Raw genomic sequence first — 22349 nt, forward strand, 5'->3', positions numbered from 1 at the left:
CATCGCGTCGGAGTGTCGATGTGCCCGGGTACTGTGCGTGTCATGCCCGACGTCGTCGTACCCGCTGCCGATCGAATCCACTGGCGCAACGAGTGGCTGGACTCCTGGCAGTCCTTCCCCGTGGCGGGCAACTTCGATCTCGCCGCGAATGCGCACGGGTTGCTGCTCGTCCACAACGACGACACCGTCGACGCGGGCGAGGGATTCGACAGCCACCAGCACGCCGACGTCGAGATCGTGACCTGGGTGCTGGACGGATCACTGGTGCACCGTGACTCGCTCGGGAACGAGGGGACCATCACGCCCGGGTTGGCGCAGCGGATGAGTGCGGGCTCCGGCGTCGTCCACTCCGAGCGGAACGGGGCCGGATATTCCGCCGGGACACCGCTGCGGGTCGTCCAGATGTGGCTTCCGCCGGACGAGAACGGGCGGCCGCCCGGGTACGAGGAGTACGCGGCGGCAGGCGAACTGGCCTCCGGCCGCCTGGTCACGGTCGCGTCGGGACTCGACCGTGACCGCGGTGGCACGGCCGTCGGACTGGGCCAGAGCAAGGCGGCGCTCCACGTGGCGCGGCTGCGGCCGGGCACGCCCGTCACCCTCCCCACCGCGCCGTTCCTCCACCTCTTCGTCGCGCGCGGCACCGTCGAGATCGACGGCATCGGAACACTCGGTCCCGGTGACGCGCTCCGCGGTACCGACACCGGCGGACATGTCGTCCACACGACGTCGTCGGCCGAGATCCTGGTGTGGGAGATGCACGCTCATGCGTGAGTGTTTGCGGTCACACGGCCGGGGGTAGAGATCTGTCCACACGGGTCGCGATGTGGACGTACCCGCCCGGAAGACGGAGAACGAGATGGCCAACGTCGTCATGCTGCTGATGTTCATGGTGGTCGGTGTCGGTTCGGGCGCTGCCCTCCTGCTGCGACCGCCCGTCCGCTAGGGCATTCCGGCGCCACCGGTCGGCGCCGGGCGCCGGTAGTGTTCGCCCATGGCCACTCTCGATCACGGCGACCCCGGCGACGCCCCGTCGATGCCGACGCCCATCGCTCCCGTCACCCACCCTCGCCGGCCGTCCGCGGCGGAGGAGGCGCGCACGGTGGCCGCGTCGACCAACACGGCCACGCTCGCGAGCCTCTCGGCCGACGGACATCCGTGGGCGTCCTACGTGACGTACGGCCTCCTGGGCGGGAACCCCGTGCTCTGTGTCTCCCACATGGCGGAGCACGGTCGCAATCTCGCGGCGGATCCACGGGTGAGTCTGTCCGTCGTCGCTCCGGGCGAGAACAGTGATCCGCTCGCGAGCGGACGTATCACGCTGGCGGGCACCGTGCTTCGGCCGTCGGGCTCGGACGTCGAGGCTGCACGGGAGGCGCACCTGACGGCCGTCCCGGCGGCGCGGTACTACATCGACTACAGCGACTTCACCGTCTGGATCCTGTCGGTGGACCGAGTCAGATGGGTGGGCGGCTACGGCCGCATGGACTCGGCCACGGCGGCGGACTACGCAGCCGCCGTACCGGATCCGGTACGGCCGGTGAGCGGGCCTGCGGTGGAGCACCTGAACGACGACCACGCGGACGCACTCACCGCGATGACCGCGGCATTCGGCGGATTCCCCGATGCGACGTCCGCTGTGTGCACCGGCGCCGACCGCTACGGACTCGACATCACGGTCACCACTCCGAGAGGCGTGTCCTACACGCGAGTCGGCTACACGTCGCCGTTGGCGTCACTCGACGATCTCCGTGCCGCGACGATCGAGCTGACGAGAAACGCCCGCCGCCCCTGAGGGGACGACGGGCGTCGACTGTCGAACGGCTCAGCTGACCGCAGCGTTCCGGCGCGGCAACTTCCAGTCGGGGCGGACCCAGTGGCAGGTGTATCCGTTGGGGATCCGCTGCAGGTAGTCCTGATGTTCGGGCTCGGCCTCCCAGAACTCGCTCGCCGCGGTGACCTCGGTGACCACCTTTCCGGGCCAGATACCGGACGCGTCGACGTCGGCGATCGTGTCCAGCGCGACGCGCTTCTGCTCGTCGGAGGTGTAGAAGATCGCCGAGCGGTAGCTCACTCCGCGGTCGTTGCCCTGACGGTTCTTCGTCGACGGGTCGTGAATCTGGAAGAAGAACTCCAGGATGTCGCGGTAGGTCGTCCGGGTCGGGTCGAACACGATCTCGACCGCCTCGGCGTGCGTGCCGTGGTTCCGGTACGTCGCGTTCGGCACGTCTCCGCCCGAGTACCCGACGCGCGTGGAGAGCACGCCTGGCTGCTTGCGGATCAGTTCCTCGACACCCCAGAAGCATCCACCCGCCAGGATGGCCGTCTCGGTCGTGGAACCTGCCTGTGTGCTGTCCGCCATGGTGTCTCCTCTTGTCGCAGTAACACTCTGTTCCGACAACGTCCGCGCGCACCGCGTTGTTCCGACGGGCAGTTCCGGCGGGCCGTCACGCGACGGGCGGAACCTCGACGGACCTCGTGGGATGCGACTCCTCGATCAGAGACAGCGCGACCTCCCGCAGCGGGCGGTTCTCGGACTGGGAGATGTGGGCAAGCATCGTGAAGGCCTGCACGGCATCGACGTCGAATCGCTCCATGAGGATCCCCTTGGCCTGGCCGATGATGTCGCGACTCGCGAGGCCGTCCCGGAAGTTCTGGTCGTCGCGGGCACTGAGCAGCGCCACCGCGCCGTGGGCGGCGAGCGCGGATCCGACCATCTGAGCATCGGCGTCGAAGGCGTCGGCAGTCCTGCTGAACAGCAGCAACACGCCGAGATCACGCGCCGACGGATCGGTGTAGAGGCGGAACGCCGCCATCGACTCGATTCCCCTGTCGCGTGCGGCCGCGGCGAAGGAGGGCCACCGCCGCTCGCTGCCGAGATTCTCGGCCACGACGGTGTCGATCTGCCAGATCTCGTTCTCGGTGGGCCCCTCACCCAGTTCGAACTGCACACGGCAGAGATCGGCGGCGACGTCGTCGGTGCGGGCGTGGATGGTGCGCCGCGCACCGGTCATCACGGTGACGCACGCATGGTCGACGCCGGGCATGAGCTGCGTGGCCGACCGCACCAGGGCTGTCAGCGTGTCGTCCACCGATCGACGGGTTCCGCGGAGAGTGCGGGCCATCTCGGCGATGCTGCCGAGCGCAGACGCCTGCTGATCGACGGAGGTGTCCTCGTCGATGGTGCGGACGAGATCGCCGCGATCGCCGTACGGCACCGTCATGTGTTCCCCACTCTCGACGCCCATGACAACCGACCGTGTCGCGGACCTGTGTTTCCGACCCGGTCCAGAATAGAGCGAGGCCAGGGGGCCGTCGCGCGACCGCCCCCCTTCACCTCGCGCCGGGTGTCGCCGTCACCTGATCGGCTCGAGCAACCGACGAGGTGCGCGGAGCGCGCGGGACACGGTGTTCGGCCGCGGGGTCGCGGTCACACCCGGCCCCGGCGACATGACGACCCGACCGGCAGCGGGCACGGTCCCGCACTGCGGGCAGCTGCCGTGATCGTCGAGCTCACCGCCGCACGGTTCGTGTCGGAACACCCGACGGGGGCCGTCCTGCGCGGGCACTGCTCGTTCACCCCACACCGTCAGCGCGTGCAGCGCGGGCCACAGGTCGACGAGGATCTCGGTGGGACGATATTCCTCACGCCCACCGACACGTTCCCTGCTCAGCAACCCGTGGTCCACCAGGGCCGACAGGCGCTGCGACAGCACTGCCTTCGACATGCCGAGGTGGTGCTGGAAGTCGGAGAACCGGCGTACACCGAACAGGGAGTCCCGCACGACGAGCAGTGTCCACCGCTCCCCCACGATCTCCAGGGCGCGAGCGAGCGAGCAGTCCTGCGCGGCGTAATCCGTTCCCATCGCCATGGCCCGAGCCTACCTCGAACGGTCTGTTGACCGAACCATATCGGCGGGTTACGGTCCGCTCACCGAACCGAAGGACGGGCATGACTCAGCAGCGATCCGCACCACCTCTCGCCCGTCCCCTGCCCGTCGCGGCGTTCGGGACCCTCCTCGCCCTGGCTGCGTTCACGTTTCCCCTGGCGACCATCGGCAGCACCGCCGCGACGCTCGGGAGCGACGCGTCGGGCAGAACCTGGATCCTGAGCTCGATGAGCATCGGCCTCAGTGCCGCGTTGCTGGTGTCCGGCGCACTCGCCGACGACATCGGCCGTCGGCGCACCTTCGTTCTCGGTCTCGTCGTCCTCGCCCTCGCGTCCGCTGTGTGCGCGGCCGCTCCGTCCACGCTCGTGTTCGTCCTCGCCCGCGTGGTCCAGGGCGTCGGGGCGGGCGCGGTGCTGGCGTCGAGTCTCGGCGTCATCGCGCACGCCTTCGAACCCGGCCCGCTGCGCGCCCGTGCCAGCGGCATCTGGGGCGCGGCCGTCGGCGCGGGCATCACCCTCGGGCCCCTGCTGTCCGCGACCTCGGATCGTCTCGCCACGTGGCGCGAGGGGTACTGGCTGCTCACCGCGCTGACACTCGTCGCCGCGGTCGTCGCAGGGCGCCTCCTCGCCGAATCCCGCACGGAGACACCGCGCGGGCTGGACCTGATCGGCGCCGTCGCCCTGTCCGGGGGTCTGTCGGCCCTCCTCGCCGCGCTCGTCGAGGGCCGTGCCGGGTGGACGCGACCCCTACCCCTCGTCCTGCTCGCCGTGGCCGCGCTGTTGCTCGCGGGTTTCGTTCTGCACGAACGCCGGACCGCCTCGCCCATGCTCGATCTCACGCTGCTGCGCCAACCCGCCTTCCTCGCCGCCACCGTCGCCGCACTCGCCACCGGAGCCGGGGTGATCGCGCTGATGTCGTACATGGCCGGATTCGTCAGCGCGGCATTCGGTCTGGACGCACTCCACAGCGCCCTCCTGCTCTTCGGCTGGTCCGCGACGAGCGTGATCACCGCCCTGCTCGCGCGGCGCATACCCGCGTCCGTCTCCGGCCGAACGCAACTGGCCCTGGGCCTCGTCGGTGTCGCCGTCGGGACGGGGCTGTTACTCGGACTGTCCGAGACGTCGTCGCCCCTGCGCCTCGTGCCGGGTCTCGTCCTGGCCGGTGCCGCGACAGGAATAGTCAACGCCGCCCTCGGCCGCGAGGCCGTCGCGAGCGTCCCTGCCGGGCGCGCCGCCATGGGAAGCGGGGCGAACAACACCGCGCGCTACCTCGGCTCGGCGATCGGCGTGACCGTGGTGTCGGTGGTGGTCCTGTCGGCCGGCACCGCGCCGTCCGCGGTGTTCGACGGCTGGAACCACGCCGTGATCATCGTCATCGCGATCACCGCGCTGGGGGCCGCGGTCGTCGCGGCGACCCGGCCGAGAGCCGTACGCTGACCGCGTCGTCGCGCGCCCTCAGAACGAGGTGCGCACCGCAGCCTCGACGCAGCCGGCGGCAGACTCGTCGCTCCAGTCGGACACCCAGTGACGGATCGAATCGATGATCGAGTTCCAGGTCATGGCCCGACGCTAGAGCCGCGCGGCGCGCGGAGACACAGTTCTGCTCGGCGTGATCGGAAAGGTCACGACGGTCGTGCGTCGACTCCCGTTCCCGGAACGGCGTTGCGCAGTTCCCTGGTGTACTCGTGCTGCGGTCGATCGAACACGTCCTCCGCCGACCCGGACTCGACCACTCGCCCGTTGCGCATCACCAGCACCGTGTCGCTGATCTGCCGCACGACCGCGAGATCGTGGGAGATGAACAGATAGCTCAGATCCAGCTCGTCCTGCAGCCGAGTGAGGAGTTCGAGAATCTGCGCCTGCACCGAGACGTCCAGTGCGGACACCGGTTCGTCGAGCACGAGCAACTCCGGGTGGAGAGCCAGCGCGCGGGCGATGGCGACCCGCTGGCGCTGCCCACCGGACAGCTCGGCGGGGCGCCTGTCGAGGTACTCCGGCGCCAGGGCGACCTGCTCGAGCAGTTCGGCCACCCGGGCGGGACGCGTGGAGCGTGATCCGAGCCCGAACGCGACGAGCGGTTCCGCCACGATGTCCCGCACGCGCAGTGCGGGATTCAGCGATGCGTACGGGTTCTGATACACGATCTGGAAGCGTCGCCTGAGGGTGCGCAACTCCCTGCCGCGTGCGGACGTGATGTCGTCGCCGTCGAAGACGACCGACCCCGCCGACGGGTTCTCGAGCCGCAGGGCGATGCGAGCGGTGGTGGACTTTCCCGAGCCGCTCTCCCCGACGATCGACACCGTCCGTCCGCGCTCGACGTCGAGCGACACCCCGTCCACCGCCGTCAGGTTCTGCCCACGACCGATGCGGAACGTCTTGGACACGTGTCTCAGCGACAACAGGACCGGCTGCGCCTCGCGCGTCGCACGCGGCAGCCGTACCGACGTCAGAGACGGCGCGGACGCGATCAGGCTTCTCGTGTAGTCGGCGGTCGGGTTCTCCAACACCTCTCGCGCCGGCCCGATCTCGACGATCTCACCGTCACGCATGACGGCGATCCGATCGGCGCGGTCGGCCGCGACCCCGAGGTCGTGCGTGATCAGCAGTACCGAGGTGCCGTGCTCGGCGATCCGATCCGCGAGGTGGTCGAGAATGCGGCGGTGCACGGTCACGTCCAGAGCGCTGGTCGGCTCGTCGGCGATCACCAGCTCAGGCTCGCACGCCAGCGCGACACCGATGAGCACGCGCTGACGCTGCCCGCCGGACAGGTCTTGCGGATACTGCCGAGCACGGAGGTCCGGATTGTCGATCCCCGCCTCGTCGAGTATCCGCACGACCGCCGCCGCGGCGCTGCGCCGGTCGGCCCGGCCGTGGATGCGGAGCACCTCTGCGACCTGCTCCCCCACTCGCTTCACGGGATTGAGCGACGTGGTCGGGTCCTGCGGCACCAGACCGATGTGCGCACCGCGAAGCTTCTCCCACCGACGGTGTCCCGCGTCGTCGACACGGTCACCGTCGAACGTGACGGTGCCCCCGGTGACGGTGCCCGATCCGGCGAGGAGACCGATGATCGCCTGGGCCGTGGTCGTCTTGCCGCTGCCGGACTCGCCGACCAGGGCGAGCACCTCACCCCGCGCGATCTCGAAGTCGACACCCCGCACTGCCTCTGTCGCCCCGTACGACACGCGCAGACCGTCGACCCTGAGCAGGCTCGTCCGGGTCGTTCCGCCGGCTCCACTCCTGCTGCTCACGCTCGATCACCCCGATCCAGCGCGTGGCCCACTCTGTGCGCCGACAGCACGACCGCCACGATGACGAGACCGGGCAGCGTGGTGAGCCACCAGGAGGTGGCGAGGAAGTTGCGCCCCTCCGACACGAGCGAACCCCACTCCGGTGTGGGCGGTACCGCTCCGAAACCAAGGAAACTGAGCGACGACACCGCGAGCACGGCCATGCCGAACTGCACTGCCGCCAGGGCGATCACGGGTGGATACGCGTTCCGGAGAATGTGGGTCCACAGCACGGTGTGCCACCGCGAACCCGACGCGAAGGCGGCCTCCACGTACAGCGACCGCCGTACCCGCAGCACCTCGGACCGCATCACGCGCGCGAAGCTCGCGACGAGGGTGACACCGACCGCGATCGCGACGTTCACGGTTCCGAAACCGAGAGCGGTGACCAGGGCCAGGGCCAGTAGCAGAGTCGGGATGGACAACAGCACGTCGACGAGACGCATGAGCACCGCGTCGACGGTTCCGCCGACAGCGCCTCCGATCAGGCCGAGAAGCGATCCCGCCACGAGCGCGATGGCCACGGCCATCAGCGTCGCGCTGAGCGACAACCCGGCGCCGTGCACGACCCGGGTCCAGACGTCGCGGCCGATGTTGTCGGTGCCGAACCAGTGAGCGGCGCTGGGTCCCTGCAACTTCTCCGCCGGGACGCCGCGCAAGGGATCCCCACTGGCGAACAGAGACGGGACGACGGCGAACCCGACGGCGACGATCAGGACGGCCACCGACACCGCCACGCCGATCCTGCCGCCGACGGCCCGCGGGGTCACTCGCCGTCGACGGGACGTCGGTTCGGGCGAGACGTTCGCGTGGACCGTCTCTCGTACCAGGACGTCAGACATGGGCCGGCTCCTTCGTGGGTCGGGTGGTGCGCTGGACGATCCGGGGATCGATCAGGGGGTACACGATGTCCACGGCCAGCGTGACGACCACGAACACCAGCGACGTGAGGACCACGATTCCCTGCACCACCGGGATGTCCTGCGCGAGAACCGATGTCTGCGTCAGTCGGCCTACGCCGGCCCGGGAGAACACGGTCTCGACGACCACCGAACCGGCCAACAGTTCGCCGACGAGGACGCCGGCGATGGTGAACGCCGGCACGCTGGCCAGGCGCAGCACGTGGCGAGTCTGGATCCGCCACCGGGACGCACCCTTCGCCTCGGCCGCGGTGGTGAACGGTTGCCGCCACGTCGTGGTCAGGCTGGTCGCGAGCACCTGCGCGATGACGGCCCCGGTCGGTACCGCCAGCGTGATCGCCGGCAGCACCAGCGATCCGAACCCGCGGTCGCCGAACGCCGGGAAGATCGGCAGCCCGAACGAGAACACCTGCAGGAGCAGAAGTCCCACCCAGAACGTCGGCACCGCGACGCCCAGCGGAGGGAGGGAGAGCAGCGCGGTACGCAACCATCGTGCGCGGGTGTAGGTAGCGAGGAAGGCGAGCCCCCCACCGACACCGACGGCGAGCATCAGCGCGAGACCGGCCAGGGCGAGGGTGCTCGGAACGGCGTCCAGGATCGCGGTGGTCACCGGCTGACCCGTGGAGATGGACGTGCCGAAGTCACCGCGGATCGCGCTGGTGAGCGATGTCCAGTACTGCTCGAGGACAGGCTTGTCCAGTCCGTACCGGGCCTGCAGCTCGGCGACCGCGGCCGCGTCCACCGGGGTGCCACTGCCGCCGCCGGAATCGACCGCGATGCTCACCGGATCGGAGGGCAGCAGGAACAGCACCACGAAGGAGATGGTGAACGCGGCCCACAGGACACCGATCGCCTGCAGGACGCGCAGGCCGAGGTAGCGAAGCATGTCAGCTCCTGCTCAACCAGGTGTCGAAGAACTGCAGCCGAGCAGACGCGTCGAACCTCTGGTCCTGCACCGCCGAGCTCGCGCCGACCGCCTGCGACAGTTCGACGGTCGGGATCCACAGTCCGTTGTCGAGCACCTGCTGCTGTGCGTTCGCCAGGTACTCGCCGCGCTGCGTCGTGTCCGTCGTGCGCAGCTGATCGGTCAACGAGGCATCCAGATCGGCGATCGGGCCACGCTGGTTGAGATTTCGGCCGTCCGCCGCGAACGACGTCCGCAGGATGTCGCCGTCGGCACGCGTGCTGTTGTAGTACGTCGCGTCGAAGTCACCGGCGTTCTGTCGTGCGATCGACTCGGGCACGGACGTCAGCTCGAGCCGGGCATCGACACCGACGTCCCGCAACTGCTGCTGCAGCAACTCGAGAATTGCCTGGTTGCCCGCGAACACGGCGCTGAACAGGATCGAGAAGCTGAGCCGCTGACCGTCCTTCTCGCGGATCCCGTCCGCGGCCGGTACCCAACCCGCACGGTCGAGCACGGTCCGCGCCGCGTCGGCGTCGAAGGTCACGTCGGGCAACGACACGTAGCCGGGCGTCCTGCTCGCGAGAGTGCTGGTCGCCGGCAGGAAGTTCGGGCCGAGGACGGTGTCGACCAACTGCTGACGGTCGATCGCGGGGACGAGTGCGCGGCGCACGTCCGGGTCGGCCAGTACGCCTCGCGAGACATTGGGCGCGATACCGAAGGGTGTTCCGGGATTCGACGTCGTCAGCACTCGACCGCCGGTCGCCTCGATGGTCGGTGCGTCCTGCGGGAGCGCGTCGCTGACGGCGTCGAGCTGACCCGACGACAGGCTTCCGGTCCGGACGCCCGATTCCGGCACCACCGTGAACTCGATGCCGTCCAGGTAGGCCTCACCGGTGTGACCGAACGCCGGCGAACCCCAGGAGTAGCCGGCTCGCCTGGCCACACTCACCGATCGATCCTGCTGGTAGTCGGTGTACGTGAACGGGCCACTGCCGATGTTTCCGCCCTGGCAGCGCTCCTCGGCGGACAGCGACGTGGTGGCATCGGCCTGCAGTCCCAGCTGTGAGGTCGCCGATGCCTGCAGGAACTGCGCATTGGGCGACGAGAAGGTCACCTGCGCGGTCCGCGGGTCGACCACGGTCGTCCCGACGTATCCCGCGAGATAGCTGGCGGCGAGCGGCGCCTTCGCCGCCCCGAGCGTGCCCACGATGGCGTCGAAGTTGTTCTTGACCGACTGCGCGGTGACCGGTGTGCCGTCGCTGAACGACACCCCGTCCTTCAGTGTGAACGTGAACGACGTCGCATCCGCATCGGTCTCCCACTTCTCGGCGAGCCACGGCACGATCTCGCCAGTGTCGGGATCCTGATCGGTGAGTGAGTCGACCACGGCGCGCGTGACGTAGATCGTCTGGTTGGTCCCTGCCTGCGCGGGATCCGAGCACGTCGGCGCTGTGGAGAGTCCGTAGTTCAGGGTGCCTCCCGGCTGAGCGGGGCCGGCGTCGGCGCCCGCCGAACCAGCAGCGCCGCCGCAGGCGGTGAGGGCCGTGGTCAGGGCGACGAGGCCGATCGCGGCCCTGACGGCGGGTGTCCGTTGATGGCGGTCGATCACTGGGTCAACTCCAAGATGTGTGTGTGTGCAGGGAGGAAGAACGTGGGTCGGTCGGTGGGTCGAGTCGTCTTCCGGAACGCACGGGGCACGCCCTCGGCCGGCGGGGCCGCCGGGTCGAACAGCGGTGTATACCCCGCCGCCAGATACAGGCCGACAGCCTCCGGTCGGCGCCACCCGGTGGTGAGGTGGATGCTCTCGTAGCCTCGGGCCGCGATCTCCGATTCCAGTTCGGCGAGAACGCGCCGAGCGAGTCCTCGTCGGCGGTGCGATGCGGACGTCCAGATGCGCTTCAGCTCGGCGGTCTGCTCGTCGTGACGCCGAAACGCCCCGCCGGCAACAGGTTCACCGTTCTCGAGGAGCACGATCAGCCCGCCGTGCGGCGGCGCGAACTCCTCTGCCGGATGGGTGGACAGAGCCGAGTACATCTGGTCGGCGGTCCCGCCGTAGCGGGTGCTGTACTCGATCGCCAGCGCCGCGGGCAGGGGTCGTGCCAGCGGATCGCCCTGGTCGACTCGCGCGACCTCGAGCTGCGGGCGATCGCTGCCGGCCACGGGGGCTCCTTGTCGGACCGAGGTCACTTCTTCGGGAGCCCGGGTGGATTGATCTCCGACGCCGACACGGCCTCGCCGCCGAGCCCCCACTTGTCCAGCACCTGCTGGTAGGTCCCGTTCTCGATGGTGTGATCGATGGCGTCCGCGAACGCCTCGGCGAGCCCGCTGTCCTTCTTCACCAGGACGGCGATCTCACCCTGGAGCGCCTCGCCCGCACCGGAGAAGGTGCCGATGATCTTCGACTCCCCTGTGCTCGACGAGTGGTACTGCGCGGACGGATTGGGTCCGAGGTACCCGTCGATGCGCTTCGAGGACAGGGCGAGGTAGTAGTCGGCGGCGTTCTGGTAGTAGACGATCTCGGCGGGCGCGATGCCCTCCGCCCCGTTCTGCGTGTTCCAGTCGACGAGCAGTTGTTCCTGGTTGGTACCGGACGAGACACCGATCTTCTTGCCGGCGATGTCCTTGCGGTCGGCGAACGTCCAGTCGGAGTCCGTCGGAACCTCGAGGGCGACGTTGTCGAGGCGGTAGGTGGCGAAGTCGTACTTCTCCTTGCGCTCCTCCGTGACCGTCACGTTCGAGATGAAGGCGTCGTTCTCGCCCGAATCGATCTTGACGAAGTTCTGGGCCCAGTCCGCGGTCCGGCGGTCGACCGAGAGACCGAGGACGTCGGCGAAGAGGCTCGCGAGATCGATCTCGGATCCGACGACGGTGGTGTCGTCGGTGGCATAGAAGCCGAGAGGCGGAGTCGCACCCGCTGTTCCGGTGACGACGAGGGTTCCGCGATCACGGATTGCCTGCGGCACCTTCGCCGCGATGTCGTCCACCTTCTCGGTGTGGATGCGCCCGGACTGCTCGGGCGAGAGATCATAGGAGACACCGGCTTCGGACACCACGGTGTTCTCGGCTGCGGGTTCGCCGCACGCGGACGCGACGAGCGCGAGGACGGCGACGGAGGACAGGACCGACGCGAGGCGACGGGACGATCGAGACATGGGAGAGGTCACTTTCGGGAGAGGTGTGCGTGGGAATCAGAGAACCCGGGAGAGGAACTCTCGAGTGCGACTGTGGGTCGGGGTGTCGAACACCTTTGCAGGAGAACCCTGTTCGAGGACGACGCCGCCGTCCATGAACACCACGGTGTCGGCGACCTCGCGTGCGAAGCCGACCTCGTGCGTGACGATGACGAGCGTCGCGCCGTCTGCGGCGAGACCGCGGATGACATCGAGCACCTCGCCCACCAGCTCGGGATCGAGTGCCGACGTGGGTTCGTCGAACAGGATCACCTTCGGGCGCAGCGCCAGCGCCCGGGCGATCGCGACGCGTTGCTGTTGTCCGCCGGACAACCGCCGCGGGTAGTCGTGCGCCTTGTCACCGACACCGACCCGCGACAGGAGTGCGAGAGCCTCGGGTTCCACCTCCGACCGCGGACGTCGCTGTGCGGACACAGGTGCCTCGACCACGTTCTCGAGCACCGTGAGATGCGGGAACAGGGTGAAGTTCTGGAAGACGAAGCCGATCTGCGAGCGCTGGCGCCGAATCTCCTTCGGCGTCAGTTCGTGCAGTTTCCGCCCTCTGCGGCGGTATCCCACGAGGGCACCGTCCACTCGGACGGATCCGGCGTCGACCTTCTCGAGGTGGTTCACCGTGCGCAGCAGAGTGGACTTGCCCGACCCGGAGGGTCCGAGAACGGCCGCGACCTCCCCCGGCCGCACGGTCAGGTCCACGCCTTTCAGGACCTCGAGAGCACCGTAGGACTTGTGCACTCCCCGTACCTCGACCGCATACCGTGCAGTCTCGATCTCGGCGGTCATCGAGTTGCTCCCCTCGGTGACAGCGGCAGCGCAGCGATGCGCGAATGCAACTTCTGGATCGGCGTGAGCGGCACCGTGCGCAGTGCACCCTTGGAGTAGTGCCGCTCGACGTAGAACTGCACCACGGACAGGACGGACGTCAGAATCACGTACCAGACCGTCGCGACCATGAGCATCGGGACGACGCGGCCGGTCCGTCCGTAGATCACCTGGACCTGATAGAACAGCTCGGCGATGGCCATGACCGAGACGATCGAGGTGCCCTTGAAGAGACTGATCACCTCGTTGGCCGCGTTGGGGAGGATTCCCCTCATGGCCTGCGGCAGCACGATCGCGAAGAATTCGCGTCGCTTCGGGATCCCCAGCGCCGCAGCGGCTTCGAGCTGCCCCTGATCGACCGAGATGATGCCGGCGCGCACGATCTCCGCCGAGTACGCCGCCTGATGCAGGGCCAGACCGATGATCGCCGCAGTGGACCCGCTGATGACACTGTTGACGTCGAACTCGACGAAGCTCGGTCCGAACGGAATGCCCAGGGACAACCGCTGATACAGGTAGGCGATGTTGAACCAGAACAGCAGTTGCCCGATCAGCGGGATCGACCGGAACGCCCAGATGTAGAACCAGGAGATGATCTGCAGGACCGGGTTCTGCGACAACCGCGCCGCCGCGAGAGCGATGCCGAGTGCGAACCCGATGAGGGTGCCCCAGAAGGTCAGCTGGATCGTGAGCCACAGAGCAGTGACGACGGACCGCGCCGTGAAGTACTGAGCGAAGGTGCCCCAGTCCCAGCCGGCGTTGGTGACCAGCCCGTGGACGAACTGTGCGAGAAGGACCAGGGTCGCGACGGCGATGATCCACCGCCACGGGTGCACCGTGCGTGCGACGACGAGGTCGTGATCCGAGACGTCACCGGCGTCGGTGGCGACCGGTCGATCGTGGAGTTGAGTCACCGGCTGCACCGGTGCGTGAGGGCAGCGAACATCGCTGTGCCTTTCGAGAGGACGAAGTGAGGGACCTGGTCAGCGCCGCGTACAGGCGCAGCAGCACTCTCGACACCACTCGAGGTGCAGGCGCAGGACGTGCGGGCGTCGGGTCGTCACAGTGTTCATCGGCGGATCTCCTCCATCGGTCCTGGCGGTAGCACCCACACACTCGAACTCGAGGCGGGTTGCTGCGACGTCGACGAGCCAGGTCTCTCGGTCGCTCTGGATGGTGAGGAAAATGTAGCGCCGACGTCTCGAGACGTCAAATCGCACAACAGTTTTCAGATCCGTCGAGTTCGAATCATGATGACCGGAAAGGGTGACAACCGCACCGACCGCGTGTTCGCGGTGGTCACGAGCCCGAGGTCTCACGGCCAGACGTGCGCCGGATCGCCGCGACGGAACCGTCCCGGTCGGTACATTCACGGGGTACACGGTGGAGGTCAGCCGACGACGGATCACCGGTGACGGGGACCGGGGTGCTCGCGTGACGCCACACATCGACAGAGCGCACCGCGGCGCGCGGACGTCGCCCACCGAGTCGCCTCTCGAGACACCCGCACGGCAGGTGCTCGACATCCGGTCGATCGCGATGGGAACGGCGATCACCGGTTCCGCCCTGTCACTGGGAGCGGGCTGGGTGGTGCCCGGTCTGTTCTTCCCCGGCATCGCCCCGATGCTCGCCACCGCTCTCGCCGTCGCTGCGGCCGTGGTGGGAGCCGGCATCATCTGGCGCTCGGGGCGGCTGACCGAACGCCAGTTCGTCGCCATGGGCATGGTGATGCTGTGCGGTACGACGTTCTCCGCGGTGGCGGTGACCGATCCGGCGGGTTCCCTCGCGATCGCCGCGCTGCTCACCATCGTCCCGGTGCTCTCATCGTCGGGTCCATGACCATGCCCAACGAGCCGATCAGCGTCAGATCGACGGGCGATCCGGGGACGAACCAGTTCTCGAGGGTGAGCGGGGCGCCCGAGTCGTCGGAGATCCTCGACGCCGAGGGCGACGCCTGCACGATGCCGTTGCCCTCCGGGCTCATGCCGCGGACGAGTGCCGCGTCACCATTGGTGCCCCATCCCTCACCGACGTGTTCGTTCAGGTCGGGGAGCAGTCCGGTGTCGCGGGCATGCACGAGAAGCCGCGACGTTCCCATCGACCCGGCTCCCAGGAACAGGTCGTCGCAGGTCACCGTGCGGGTGGAGAGGACCTCGGCGGACGGGTCGAGCAGATCCACGGTCAGCGAATAGCGACCGTCCGCCTCCCTGGTCACGGCGGTGACCTCGTGACTCGCATGGATCGTGCACCGGCCAGTGGCGCGAGCAGCGGCCAGATAGTTGCGGTTGAGGTCGAACTTGGCGCCGTTGGAGTTGCCGAGATTCGACTCCCCGATGATCGCAGACGGACGGGACCGACCGGCCATCTCTCCGCGCACCACGTCCCAGTCCCAGATACCGTCGATGCGCTGTGGTGTGTACCCGGCGCGGCGGACCTGGTGATCCCACACCCGTGAATGCGTGAACGGCAGCGACTGGTAGACGTCCTCCGGCATCGGTGCGAGCCGCAGCTCGGAACGGACGAGCGGGTAGTGCAGAGCCTGCATCTCGTCGTACGAGACGAGCCCGGTGAAGAGCTGGTCGAAGAACCGTCGTTCGGGGGCGATCATCACGCCGGTGAACACCAACGAACCACCGCCGACCGCGGCTCCGGACCACACGTCGATGGTGCCGTGTTCGCTCACGTCGAAGATGCCGCCGAAGCGGTCGGTGGGAACCGTGGGCAGTCCGGTCAGCGGAGCAGTGCCACCGCGACGCCAGAACGCGCGCCCGTCCGGCAGGAAGTCGTTGGCGAAGATCTGTCGACGCGGATCCGTGGGCCACTGCGACCCGCGCTCCAGGACGGTGACGCGAACGCCGGCCTCGGCGAGGCGCCGCGCGGTGACCGCGGCACCGAAGCCCGACCCGACCACCACGGCCTCCGAATGCGCCGGCGCCGGATCGATCGGTGCGTAGAGCTCGGGCACCGCCGACCGATACAGACCGTCGAGTATCGGAGCCGCGCGGGACACCGCTTTCGGTCCCGTCGACCCGATCAGGCCCGCGACGCCCATCGCGCCCAGGAACTGTCTCCTCGACCACTGCATGTCACGCTTCTCTCCACCCGGTGCAGGTGATCGCGGGTGTCGCGGACGGGCAGCGGATGCGCTGAAGCTTCCTTACTCGCCGGTAAGTTGTCCACTTCGCCCGGCTCGATGAGAGGCGATCGGCTGTGACGTCGACGAGTGCGCCGCACCACTCGAGCTGTTCCGGCGCCCGCGCGCTGCGCACGGCGTTCCGCGCACGGTGCAGCGCGCGCTCGGCACCGGGCGGTGCGCTCGGCGCCACGTAGCGGACCAGTGCGACGCGCCACTCGGCAACACTGGTTGCTCCGTCGCCCCCACGGGTAGCCCATGCTGGATCGAGACACGATCACCGATCGGAGGCATCACACACATGGCAGCACGAAGTCCGGGCACGGCGCTCGTCGTCGGAGCCACCGGCATCTCGGGGCAGACCATCTGTCGACGACTCGTCGACGCGGGGTGGCGCACCTACGGGTTGTCGCGCAAGACCGAGTTGCCGGTCGACGGCGTGACACCCGTGACGGCCGACCTTCTCGACGCCGATGCTCTGAGTGAGGCACTGCGCGGAACGGCGCCCGACCTCGTGTTCTTCACGGCGTGGATGATGCAGGACTCGGAGGCGGAGAACATCGAGGTGAACACCGCCACCCTCCGGAACATGTTCGACGCGCTGGCGCCGGAGAACTCGGTGAAGCACGTCGCTCTCATGACGGGTCTGAAGCACTACCTCGGCCCGTTCGACGCCTACGGCGCCGCTGTGACGGCGGAGACCCCGTTCCACGAGAGCGAGGAGCGCCTCGACACACCGAACTTCTACTACGCCCAGGAGGACGAGTTGTTTTCGGGCGCAGAGCGACTGGGTTTCACCTGGAGCGTGCACCGGGCACACACCATCTTCGGGTTCGCCGTGGGCAACGCCATGAACATGGCACTCACCCTGTCGGTGTACGCCACTCTCTGCAAGGAGACCGGCGAGCCGTTCGTCTTCCCCGGTTCGGAGACCCAGTGGAACGGTCTGACCGATGTCACCGATGCCGATCTGCTCGCCGAGCAGATGATCTGGGCCGCCACGAACGAGAACGGCGCCGACGAGCCATTCAATGTCGCGAACGGCGACGTGTTCCGTTGGCGATGGCTGTGGCCGCGCATCGCCGACCATTTCGGTGTCGAACCCGTCGGTTTCGACACCGAACCGCGACCGTTGGCGACGCGAATGGACGATGCACCCGACGCGTGGCGGCGCATCGCCGAGAAGTACGACCTCGTCGAGTCGGACGTGACTCGACTCGCATCGTGGTGGCACACCGACGGCGACCTCGGCCGCGACATGGAGTGCCTGACCGACATGACGAAGAGCCGCGAGGCGGGGTTCCTCGGATTCCGCTCGACCAGTGAGAGTTTCGCGGAGAACCTCGCTCGGTACCGGGACGCGCGGATCATTCCTCGCTGACGTCGGACGCAACGGCCGGGCGGGTGGACCCGCCCGGCCGTCGGCGTCAGGACGCGATCGAGAGGCTCTTCAGAATGTTCAGGAAATCGGTCAGAGGCAGCAGATCTCCGAACGAGAAATTGAGGAAGCTGAGGCCGTTGAGAATGCTGAGCATGATGTCTCCCGAGTGAGTGATGTCGCGATTGTTTCGCGCACACAGATCATGAAGGACCCGTCGTCACGGACGACGATGAACGGTGTGGTGACCTGTCACTGACTTGGTCGTGCTCACAGACAACGCCCCGAAACGGTGTCAATTTCGAGAACATCATCAGCGAGCGAGAGCGGTCACCTCGTCCGCGATGATGCGCCCCAACTCGTCGGTCCCCGACGTTCCGCCCATGTCCGCGGTGAGCGCGGCGCCGCCCCGTGCCAACACGTTCTCGACCGCGGTCAGGACCGTGCGCGCGGCATCGGGTTCGCCGAGGTGATCGAGCATCATGCTGCCGCTCCAGATCTGTCCGATCGGATTGGCGACGTTCTTGCCCGCGATACCCGGTGCCGATCCGTGCACCGGCTCGAACAGACTGGGAAAGAGCCCCTCCGGGTTGATGTTTCCACTCGGGGCGATGCCGATGGTGCCCGCGATCGCCGGTCCGAGATCGGACAGGATGTCCCCGAACAGATTGCTCGCGACGACCACGTCGAACCAGTCCGGGTGCAGCACGAAGTTCGCCGTGAGGATGTCGATGTGATAGCTGTCGACGTCCACCGTGGGGTGATGCGACGCCATGGCGGCGACCCGCTCGTCCCAGTACGGCATCGAGATGGAGATGCCGTTGCTCTTGGTCGCGGACGTCAGGTGGCGTTTCGGCCTGGTCTCGGCGAGTTCGAAGGCGTACTTCAGGATTCGGTCGACGCCGATGCGCGACATGACCGTCTCCTGGATCACCGTCTCACGCTCAGTTCCCGCGAACATCCGGCCGCCGAGATCGGTGTACTCCCCCTCGGTGTTCTCCCGCACCACGTAGAAGTCGATGTCGCCGACCTCGCGTCCCGCAAGCGGGCTGGTGACGCCCGGCATGAGCCGGATGGGCCGCAGATTCACGTACTGGTCGAAGTGACGTCGGAACTGGAGCAGACTGCCCCACAACGAGATGTGGTCCGGCACCACCTCCGGCCAGCCCACCGCTCCGAAGAAGATCGCGTCGAACGGTCGGAGCTCCTCGAACCAGCCGTCGGGAAGCATCTTTCCGTGCTCGACGTAGTAGTCGGCGCTGGCGTAGTCGAAGTACTCGTACTCGAGGTCGAGGTCGAACGCCGCCGCCGCGGCGTCCAGTACTTCGATACCGGCGGGAACCACCTCCTTGCCGATGCCGTCACCCGGGATCACTGCGATGCGTCTGGTAGCCATCGTTCGAGCCTAGTCGGGGCGAAACCTTGACACTCGCGGACAGAACTGTCTAGGTTCTGAGCACCCGGCATCGAGATCGGGTGTTCGCCGGGGGGTGCCCACAGGTATCGGCGGACTCCACGAACGATCCGGGGGAAGCCGCATGTCACCGTTCACTCGCCGCACGTTCCTCTCCGGCGCCGCCGCGGCCGGCGGTGCGCTGATCGCCGGCAACCATGCCGCCCGCGCCTCTGCTCACGGCATCGCCGCACGCACACAACGAGTTCCGCTCTCCCGCGAGGATCACCGCGTGGTGATCGTCGGCTCCGGGTTCGGCGGCGGCGTCGCCGCACTGCGCCTCGCACAGGCAGGCGTTCCGGTGACCGTGCTCGAGCGCGGTCTGCGATGGCCGACCGGTCCGAACGCCGAGACCTTTCCGCACGCTCGCTCACCCGACGGTCGTTTCCTCTGGTACGGATCCGCGAAGAACGTGTTCGGACGTCCGATCGACGTCCCGGCGTACACCGGCCTCGTCGAGGCGGTTCCCGGCGAGAACATGACCGCGCTGTGTGCGGCCGGGGTCGGCGGCGGGTCCCTCGTCTATCAGGGGATGACGCTGCAGCCGGCCGAGGCGGTGTTCGCGTCGCAGTTCCCCGGCGCACTGGACTGGGGCCTGCTCGATCGCGTCCATTACCCGCGGGTCGCCCGGATGCTGCACCTCGCGGTCGCGCCCGACGAGTTGGTCGACAGCCCCAATTACGCTGCACCACGAGCATTCCGGGACAGTGCACGACGACTCGGACTCCCCGTGTCGAAGATCCCGATGCCCATCGACTGGAACTTCGCGCTCGACGAACTTCGTGGCGAGATGGCCCCGTCCTACACCAACGGCGACGGCGCCATCGGCGTCAACAACGGCGGCAAGTTCTCCGTGGACGTCACGTACATCGCCGAGGCGGAGGCGACCGGGCTGGCGACGGTACAGACCCTGCACCAGGTCACCGACGTCGAACGGGCGTCAGACGGCCGGTGGACGGTGTACGTCGACCGCATCGACACCTCGGGGGCGGTCGTGGAGAACAAGATCCTCACCACGCCGACCCTGATCATGGCTGCGGGCAGCATGAACACCACGCGACTGCTGATGCGGGCGGCAGCGTCCGGCCGGATCCCGGACATGCCGGACGCGCTCGGCGACGGCTGGGGCACCAACGCGGACAGGATCTACTCGTGGACGACGTTCGACCAGGACTTCGGACCCGCACAGGGCGGCCCGGTGGTCTTCGGCAGTCTCGACTGGGCGGACGCGTCCCGCGCGATGACGGTCATCCAGGCGTCGTTCCCCCCTCTCGGGGTGGATGCCCGGACCACCGTTCTGGTCGGCTACGGCGTCAGCGACGCCCGTGGGCGTTTCGTCTACGACGGTGCGCGGGACGATGCGATCCTGCGGTGGCCGCACGAGGGGGATGCGGCCATCCAGAGTCACATCGACCCGCGCGTGCGCGCGATCGCCGGACCGAACAGCCTCGTCGTGGACACCAACGCGGTGTTCCCGTCCACCTGGCACCCGCTCGGCGGGGCCAACATGGGAACGGTCTGTGATCTGGAGGGTCGAGTCCAGGGACAGCGCGGCCTCTACGTTCTCGACGGCGCCCTGATCCCGGGCAACTGCGCCGCCTGCAACCCGTCGATGACCATCGCCGCAGTCGCGGAGCACGCTCTCGACAGCATCGTGGCCACCGACGTCGGCACCGTCATCTGAGCCGGTCCGCGGCCGGCGTCAGTCCAGCAGGGCATCGGTCAGCTCGACCCGCCGCGCGACGATGTCGTCCGCGAGCTGGGTGACGCGTATCCCGTCTGCGTAGGCGAGGGACCGGAGCCGAACCACGGCCTCGTCGGCGGTGATCCGGAACCGTGCTGCCATCATGCCGGCAGCCACGTGCACGGAGGCGCGGGACAGCGGATCGTCCGCGCCGTCCCCCACTCCGGCGACGTCGCGGCGCACCGCGGACGCGAGTTCCCCGGCGCACCGCGCGGCACGCGCCGCGGTCACCGGCGACCACGGATGCGCGTCACGGCGGTAGAGCTCGAGCACGCCCACCGTCGGCTCCGTGCCCACCGGAAGCGCGAACACGGCACCCACGTCGAGAGCTCGAACGGCGTCGTCGAACAGCGGCCACGGCGAGCCCTCGTCGGTACCGACCATGCTGATCATCGTCTGTTCACTCCGGAAGGCATCGAGGCACGGCCCGGTTCCCAGCGTGAACTGCAGTTCGTCGATGCGGGTCGCGACGTCGTCGCTGCTGTAGACGAGGTCGCGGATCGCCGCGGTCACGATGACTGCCACCGCGATCCCGTCCACACCCAGCGACGGCGCGTACCGCTCCACAACGGCGCGGGTGGCGTCGAAGGAATCCATGGATTCTGGTGCCCGAGTCGGACATGGATAAACGTACCGCCGAGATCACTCCACGACGACAGTTCGGCCGCCCTCGTTCATCGAAGCGACGAGGGCGTCGGCGACGAGACCTGCACGCAGCCCCGCGTCCGCGTCGGCGAGCTCCGAGACCCGGCCGGCCTCGAGGGAATCGACCCACTCCTGGAGTTGCAGGCGATACGCGTCCGCATAGCGGGGAACCCAGTCGGCCGGGTAGGCCACGGACCGCCGGCGGTCGCGGTCGGTGACCACGTGAGTGGGCAGCACGAGCGCAGACGCTCCGATATCGCCCACCACCTCGCACCTCGTGTCGTATCCGTAGCGGGCGTTGAGGAAGATCTCGACCGTCACCAGAACGTCGGACTCGGTCCGCAACAGCATGATCTGCGGATCCTGGCGCGTTCCGGAGTGCGCGGACGTACGACCCGCGTGCCAACTCACCTCCGTGATCGGCGACGACAGCAACCACGGCACGATGTCGAGTTCGTGAATCGCGGAGTTGGTGATGGTCGACGCGGACGTGCCGCCGGGGTAGGCCTCGACGGTGCGACTCACGCAGTGGGCGACGAGGGGTTCACCCAGTTCACCGGAGGACACCACGCGCTTCAGTTCCACGTAGGCCGGATCGAACCGACGCATGAAGCCGACCGTGATCAAGGTGCGTTCGCCCTGCGCGGCGATGATCTCGCGGCACTCCGCCGCCGTGGGCGCGAGCGGCTTCTCGCACAGCACCGGCTTGCCCGCGGCCAGCGCCAGGTGCACCAGTTCGGCGTGGGTCGAATCGTGCGAGGCGATGACGACGGCGTCGACGTCGTCGCGCTCGATCAGCGCCGGGCCGTCCGCCGCGACGGTGGCGCCGCGCAGGGTGGAGGCGACTGCACTCGCCCGTGCTGCGTCGAAGTCGGCGACAGCGGTCACCGCCGCGCCCGACACCCGCCGATCGAGGGACAGGGCATGGTCCGCTCCCATGACGCCGACACCGATGATTCCAACCCGCACAGTCATGATCGAAA

21 protein-coding genes and 1 riboswitch are annotated in these 22349 nt (G+C 68.3%); of the genes, 6 read left to right on the plus strand and 15 right to left on the minus strand.

Annotated elements, in window-relative coordinates:
* Positions 1-42 precede the first annotated feature (42 nt).
* Together HQ308_RS08250 and HQ308_RS08255 are read left to right on the plus strand one after the other, a co-directional pair.
* Positions 43-771 carry a pirin family protein gene (locus HQ308_RS08250; protein ID WP_027504008.1) on the plus strand — a complete coding sequence of 243 codons (729 nt, stop codon included), beginning with the start codon at positions 43-45 and terminating at the stop codon, positions 769-771.
* Between the two features lie 220 nt (positions 772-991).
* Positions 992-1792, plus strand: a complete 801-nt coding sequence (locus tag HQ308_RS08255; protein WP_222646116.1) for a HugZ family protein — start codon at positions 992-994, stop codon at positions 1790-1792.
* Between the two features lie 30 nt (positions 1793-1822).
* Here HQ308_RS08255 and msrA read toward each other — a convergent pair whose 3' ends face one another.
* From msrA to HQ308_RS08270, 3 genes are all read right to left on the minus strand, one after another.
* The gene (msrA, locus tag HQ308_RS08260) at positions 1823-2359 is read right to left on the minus strand and encodes a peptide-methionine (S)-S-oxide reductase MsrA (protein WP_056447231.1); all 537 of its coding nucleotides are present in this window, start codon (positions 2357-2359) and stop codon (positions 1823-1825) included.
* Positions 2360-2444: 85 nt separating this feature from the next.
* A complete protein-coding gene (locus HQ308_RS08265) occupies positions 2445-3245 on the minus strand; it encodes a GAF and ANTAR domain-containing protein (protein WP_261775855.1) in 801 nt (266 codons plus the stop codon).
* Between the two features lie 108 nt (positions 3246-3353).
* A complete protein-coding gene (locus HQ308_RS08270; protein WP_056447228.1) occupies positions 3354-3869 on the minus strand; it encodes a helix-turn-helix domain-containing protein in 516 nt (171 codons plus the stop codon).
* An 80-nt stretch (positions 3870-3949) separates the two neighbouring features.
* Between HQ308_RS08270 and HQ308_RS08275 the strand changes: the two genes are divergently transcribed.
* Positions 3950-5323, plus strand: a complete 1374-nt coding sequence (locus HQ308_RS08275; protein WP_222646117.1) for an MFS transporter — start codon at positions 3950-3952, stop codon at positions 5321-5323.
* Between the two features lie 185 nt (positions 5324-5508).
* Here the strand turns inward: HQ308_RS08275 and HQ308_RS08280 are convergent, their stop codons facing one another.
* Genes HQ308_RS08280 through HQ308_RS08315 form a run of 8 tightly spaced genes read right to left on the minus strand, consistent with a single transcriptional unit; the run spans position 5509 to position 13927 of the window.
* Complete coding sequence (locus HQ308_RS08280; RefSeq protein ID WP_222646118.1) at positions 5509-7137, minus strand: ABC transporter ATP-binding protein; 1629 nt, start codon at positions 7135-7137, stop codon at positions 5509-5511.
* Complete coding sequence (locus HQ308_RS08285) at positions 7134-8018, minus strand: ABC transporter permease (RefSeq protein WP_222646119.1); 885 nt, start codon at positions 8016-8018, stop codon at positions 7134-7136. The genes HQ308_RS08280 and HQ308_RS08285 overlap by 4 nt, the downstream gene beginning before the upstream one ends.
* Positions 8011-8982, minus strand: coding sequence for an ABC transporter permease (locus HQ308_RS08290; protein ID WP_056447215.1), 972 nt, complete (start codon positions 8980-8982; stop codon positions 8011-8013). The genes HQ308_RS08285 and HQ308_RS08290 overlap by 8 nt, the downstream gene beginning before the upstream one ends.
* A gap of 1 nt (position 8983) precedes the next feature.
* Positions 8984-10612, minus strand: coding sequence for an ABC transporter substrate-binding protein (locus tag HQ308_RS08295; protein WP_222646120.1), 1629 nt, complete (start codon positions 10610-10612; stop codon positions 8984-8986).
* Entirely contained in the window at positions 10609-11163 is a 555-nt protein-coding gene (locus HQ308_RS08300) for a GNAT family N-acetyltransferase (protein WP_222646121.1), read from the minus strand. Before HQ308_RS08300 ends, HQ308_RS08295 begins: the two co-directional genes overlap by 4 nt.
* 23 nt (positions 11164-11186) lie before the next feature.
* A complete protein-coding gene (locus HQ308_RS08305; RefSeq protein WP_222646122.1) occupies positions 11187-12155 on the minus strand; it encodes an ABC transporter substrate-binding protein in 969 nt (322 codons plus the stop codon).
* Between the two features lie 36 nt (positions 12156-12191).
* Positions 12192-12974: an amino acid ABC transporter ATP-binding protein gene (locus HQ308_RS08310; protein WP_222646123.1), complete on the minus strand. Its 783-nt coding sequence runs from the start codon at positions 12972-12974 to the stop codon at positions 12192-12194.
* Positions 12971-13927, minus strand: a complete 957-nt coding sequence (locus HQ308_RS08315) for an amino acid ABC transporter permease (protein ID WP_308115720.1) — start codon at positions 13925-13927, stop codon at positions 12971-12973. Before HQ308_RS08315 ends, HQ308_RS08310 begins: the two co-directional genes overlap by 4 nt.
* Before the next feature lie 169 nt (positions 13928-14096).
* Positions 14097-14193, minus strand: a riboswitch (SAM riboswitch).
* A 254-nt stretch (positions 14194-14447) separates the two neighbouring features.
* Between HQ308_RS08315 and HQ308_RS08320 the strand changes: the two genes are divergently transcribed.
* Positions 14448-14852 carry a hypothetical protein gene (locus HQ308_RS08320; RefSeq protein WP_222646125.1) on the plus strand — a complete coding sequence of 135 codons (405 nt, stop codon included), beginning with the start codon at positions 14448-14450 and terminating at the stop codon, positions 14850-14852.
* Here HQ308_RS08320 and HQ308_RS08325 read toward each other — a convergent pair.
* The gene (locus HQ308_RS08325; protein ID WP_222646126.1) at positions 14815-16098 is read right to left on the minus strand and encodes an NAD(P)-binding protein; all 1284 of its coding nucleotides are present in this window, start codon (positions 16096-16098) and stop codon (positions 14815-14817) included. The two genes, HQ308_RS08320 and HQ308_RS08325, sit on opposite strands and share 38 nt — an antisense overlap.
* A gap of 349 nt (positions 16099-16447) precedes the next feature.
* On the opposite strand from HQ308_RS08325, the gene HQ308_RS08330 reads away from it, so the two are divergent.
* Positions 16448-17527 (plus strand): SDR family oxidoreductase, encoded by a 1080-nt coding sequence (locus HQ308_RS08330; protein WP_222646127.1) that lies wholly within the window; start codon positions 16448-16450, stop codon positions 17525-17527.
* A 310-nt stretch (positions 17528-17837) separates the two neighbouring features.
* Here HQ308_RS08330 and HQ308_RS08335 read toward each other — a convergent pair whose 3' ends face one another.
* Entirely contained in the window at positions 17838-18920 is a 1083-nt protein-coding gene (locus HQ308_RS08335; protein WP_056447200.1) for a tartrate dehydrogenase, read from the minus strand.
* A gap of 142 nt (positions 18921-19062) precedes the next feature.
* Between HQ308_RS08335 and HQ308_RS08340 the strand changes: the two genes are divergently transcribed.
* A complete protein-coding gene (locus HQ308_RS08340; RefSeq protein WP_222646128.1) occupies positions 19063-20661 on the plus strand; it encodes a GMC oxidoreductase in 1599 nt (532 codons plus the stop codon).
* Positions 20662-20679: 18 nt separating this feature from the next.
* Here the strand turns inward: HQ308_RS08340 and HQ308_RS08345 are convergent, their stop codons facing one another.
* Complete coding sequence (locus HQ308_RS08345) at positions 20680-21318, minus strand: ANTAR domain-containing protein (protein ID WP_222638262.1); 639 nt, start codon at positions 21316-21318, stop codon at positions 20680-20682.
* 45 nt (positions 21319-21363) lie between these two features.
* Complete coding sequence (locus HQ308_RS08350; RefSeq protein WP_056447194.1) at positions 21364-22341, minus strand: Gfo/Idh/MocA family oxidoreductase; 978 nt, start codon at positions 22339-22341, stop codon at positions 21364-21366.
* Positions 22342-22349 lie beyond the last annotated feature (8 nt).

It is taken from the genome of Rhodococcus sp. BP-241, from assembly GCF_019836145.1.
Classification (GTDB): Bacteria; Actinomycetota; Actinomycetes; order Mycobacteriales; family Mycobacteriaceae; genus Rhodococcoides.

Bases quoted from the DNA above. Each gene is read 5' to 3' on its own strand.
- HQ308_RS08250 (WP_027504008.1), top strand. From the start codon at position 43: ATGCCCGACGTCGTCGTACCCGCTGCCGATCGAATCCACTGGCGCAAC.
- HQ308_RS08255 (WP_222646116.1), top strand. From the start codon at position 992: ATGGCCACTCTCGATCACGGCGACCCCGGCGACGCCCCGTCGATGCCG.
- msrA (WP_056447231.1), bottom strand. From the start codon at position 2,359: ATGGCGGACAGCACACAGGCAGGTTCCACGACCGAGACGGCCATCCTG.
- HQ308_RS08265 (WP_261775855.1), bottom strand. From the start codon at position 3,245: ATGGGCGTCGAGAGTGGGGAACACATGACGGTGCCGTACGGCGATCGC.
- HQ308_RS08270 (WP_056447228.1), bottom strand. From the start codon at position 3,869: ATGGCGATGGGAACGGATTACGCCGCGCAGGACTGCTCGCTCGCTCGC.
- HQ308_RS08275 (WP_222646117.1), top strand. From the start codon at position 3,950: ATGACTCAGCAGCGATCCGCACCACCTCTCGCCCGTCCCCTGCCCGTC.
- HQ308_RS08285 (WP_222646119.1), bottom strand. From the start codon at position 8,018: ATGTCTGACGTCCTGGTACGAGAGACGGTCCACGCGAACGTCTCGCCC.
- HQ308_RS08290 (WP_056447215.1), bottom strand. From the start codon at position 8,982: ATGCTTCGCTACCTCGGCCTGCGCGTCCTGCAGGCGATCGGTGTCCTG.
- HQ308_RS08305 (WP_222646122.1), bottom strand. From the start codon at position 12,155: ATGTCTCGATCGTCCCGTCGCCTCGCGTCGGTCCTGTCCTCCGTCGCC.
- HQ308_RS08310 (WP_222646123.1), bottom strand. From the start codon at position 12,974: ATGACCGCCGAGATCGAGACTGCACGGTATGCGGTCGAGGTACGGGGA.
- HQ308_RS08325 (WP_222646126.1), bottom strand. From the start codon at position 16,098: ATGCAGTGGTCGAGGAGACAGTTCCTGGGCGCGATGGGCGTCGCGGGC.
- HQ308_RS08330 (WP_222646127.1), top strand. From the start codon at position 16,448: ATGGCAGCACGAAGTCCGGGCACGGCGCTCGTCGTCGGAGCCACCGGC.
- HQ308_RS08335 (WP_056447200.1), bottom strand. From the start codon at position 18,920: ATGGCTACCAGACGCATCGCAGTGATCCCGGGTGACGGCATCGGCAAG.
- HQ308_RS08340 (WP_222646128.1), top strand. From the start codon at position 19,063: ATGTCACCGTTCACTCGCCGCACGTTCCTCTCCGGCGCCGCCGCGGCC.
- HQ308_RS08345 (WP_222638262.1), bottom strand. From the start codon at position 21,318: ATGGATTCCTTCGACGCCACCCGCGCCGTTGTGGAGCGGTACGCGCCG.
- HQ308_RS08350 (WP_056447194.1), bottom strand. From the start codon at position 22,341: ATGACTGTGCGGGTTGGAATCATCGGTGTCGGCGTCATGGGAGCGGAC.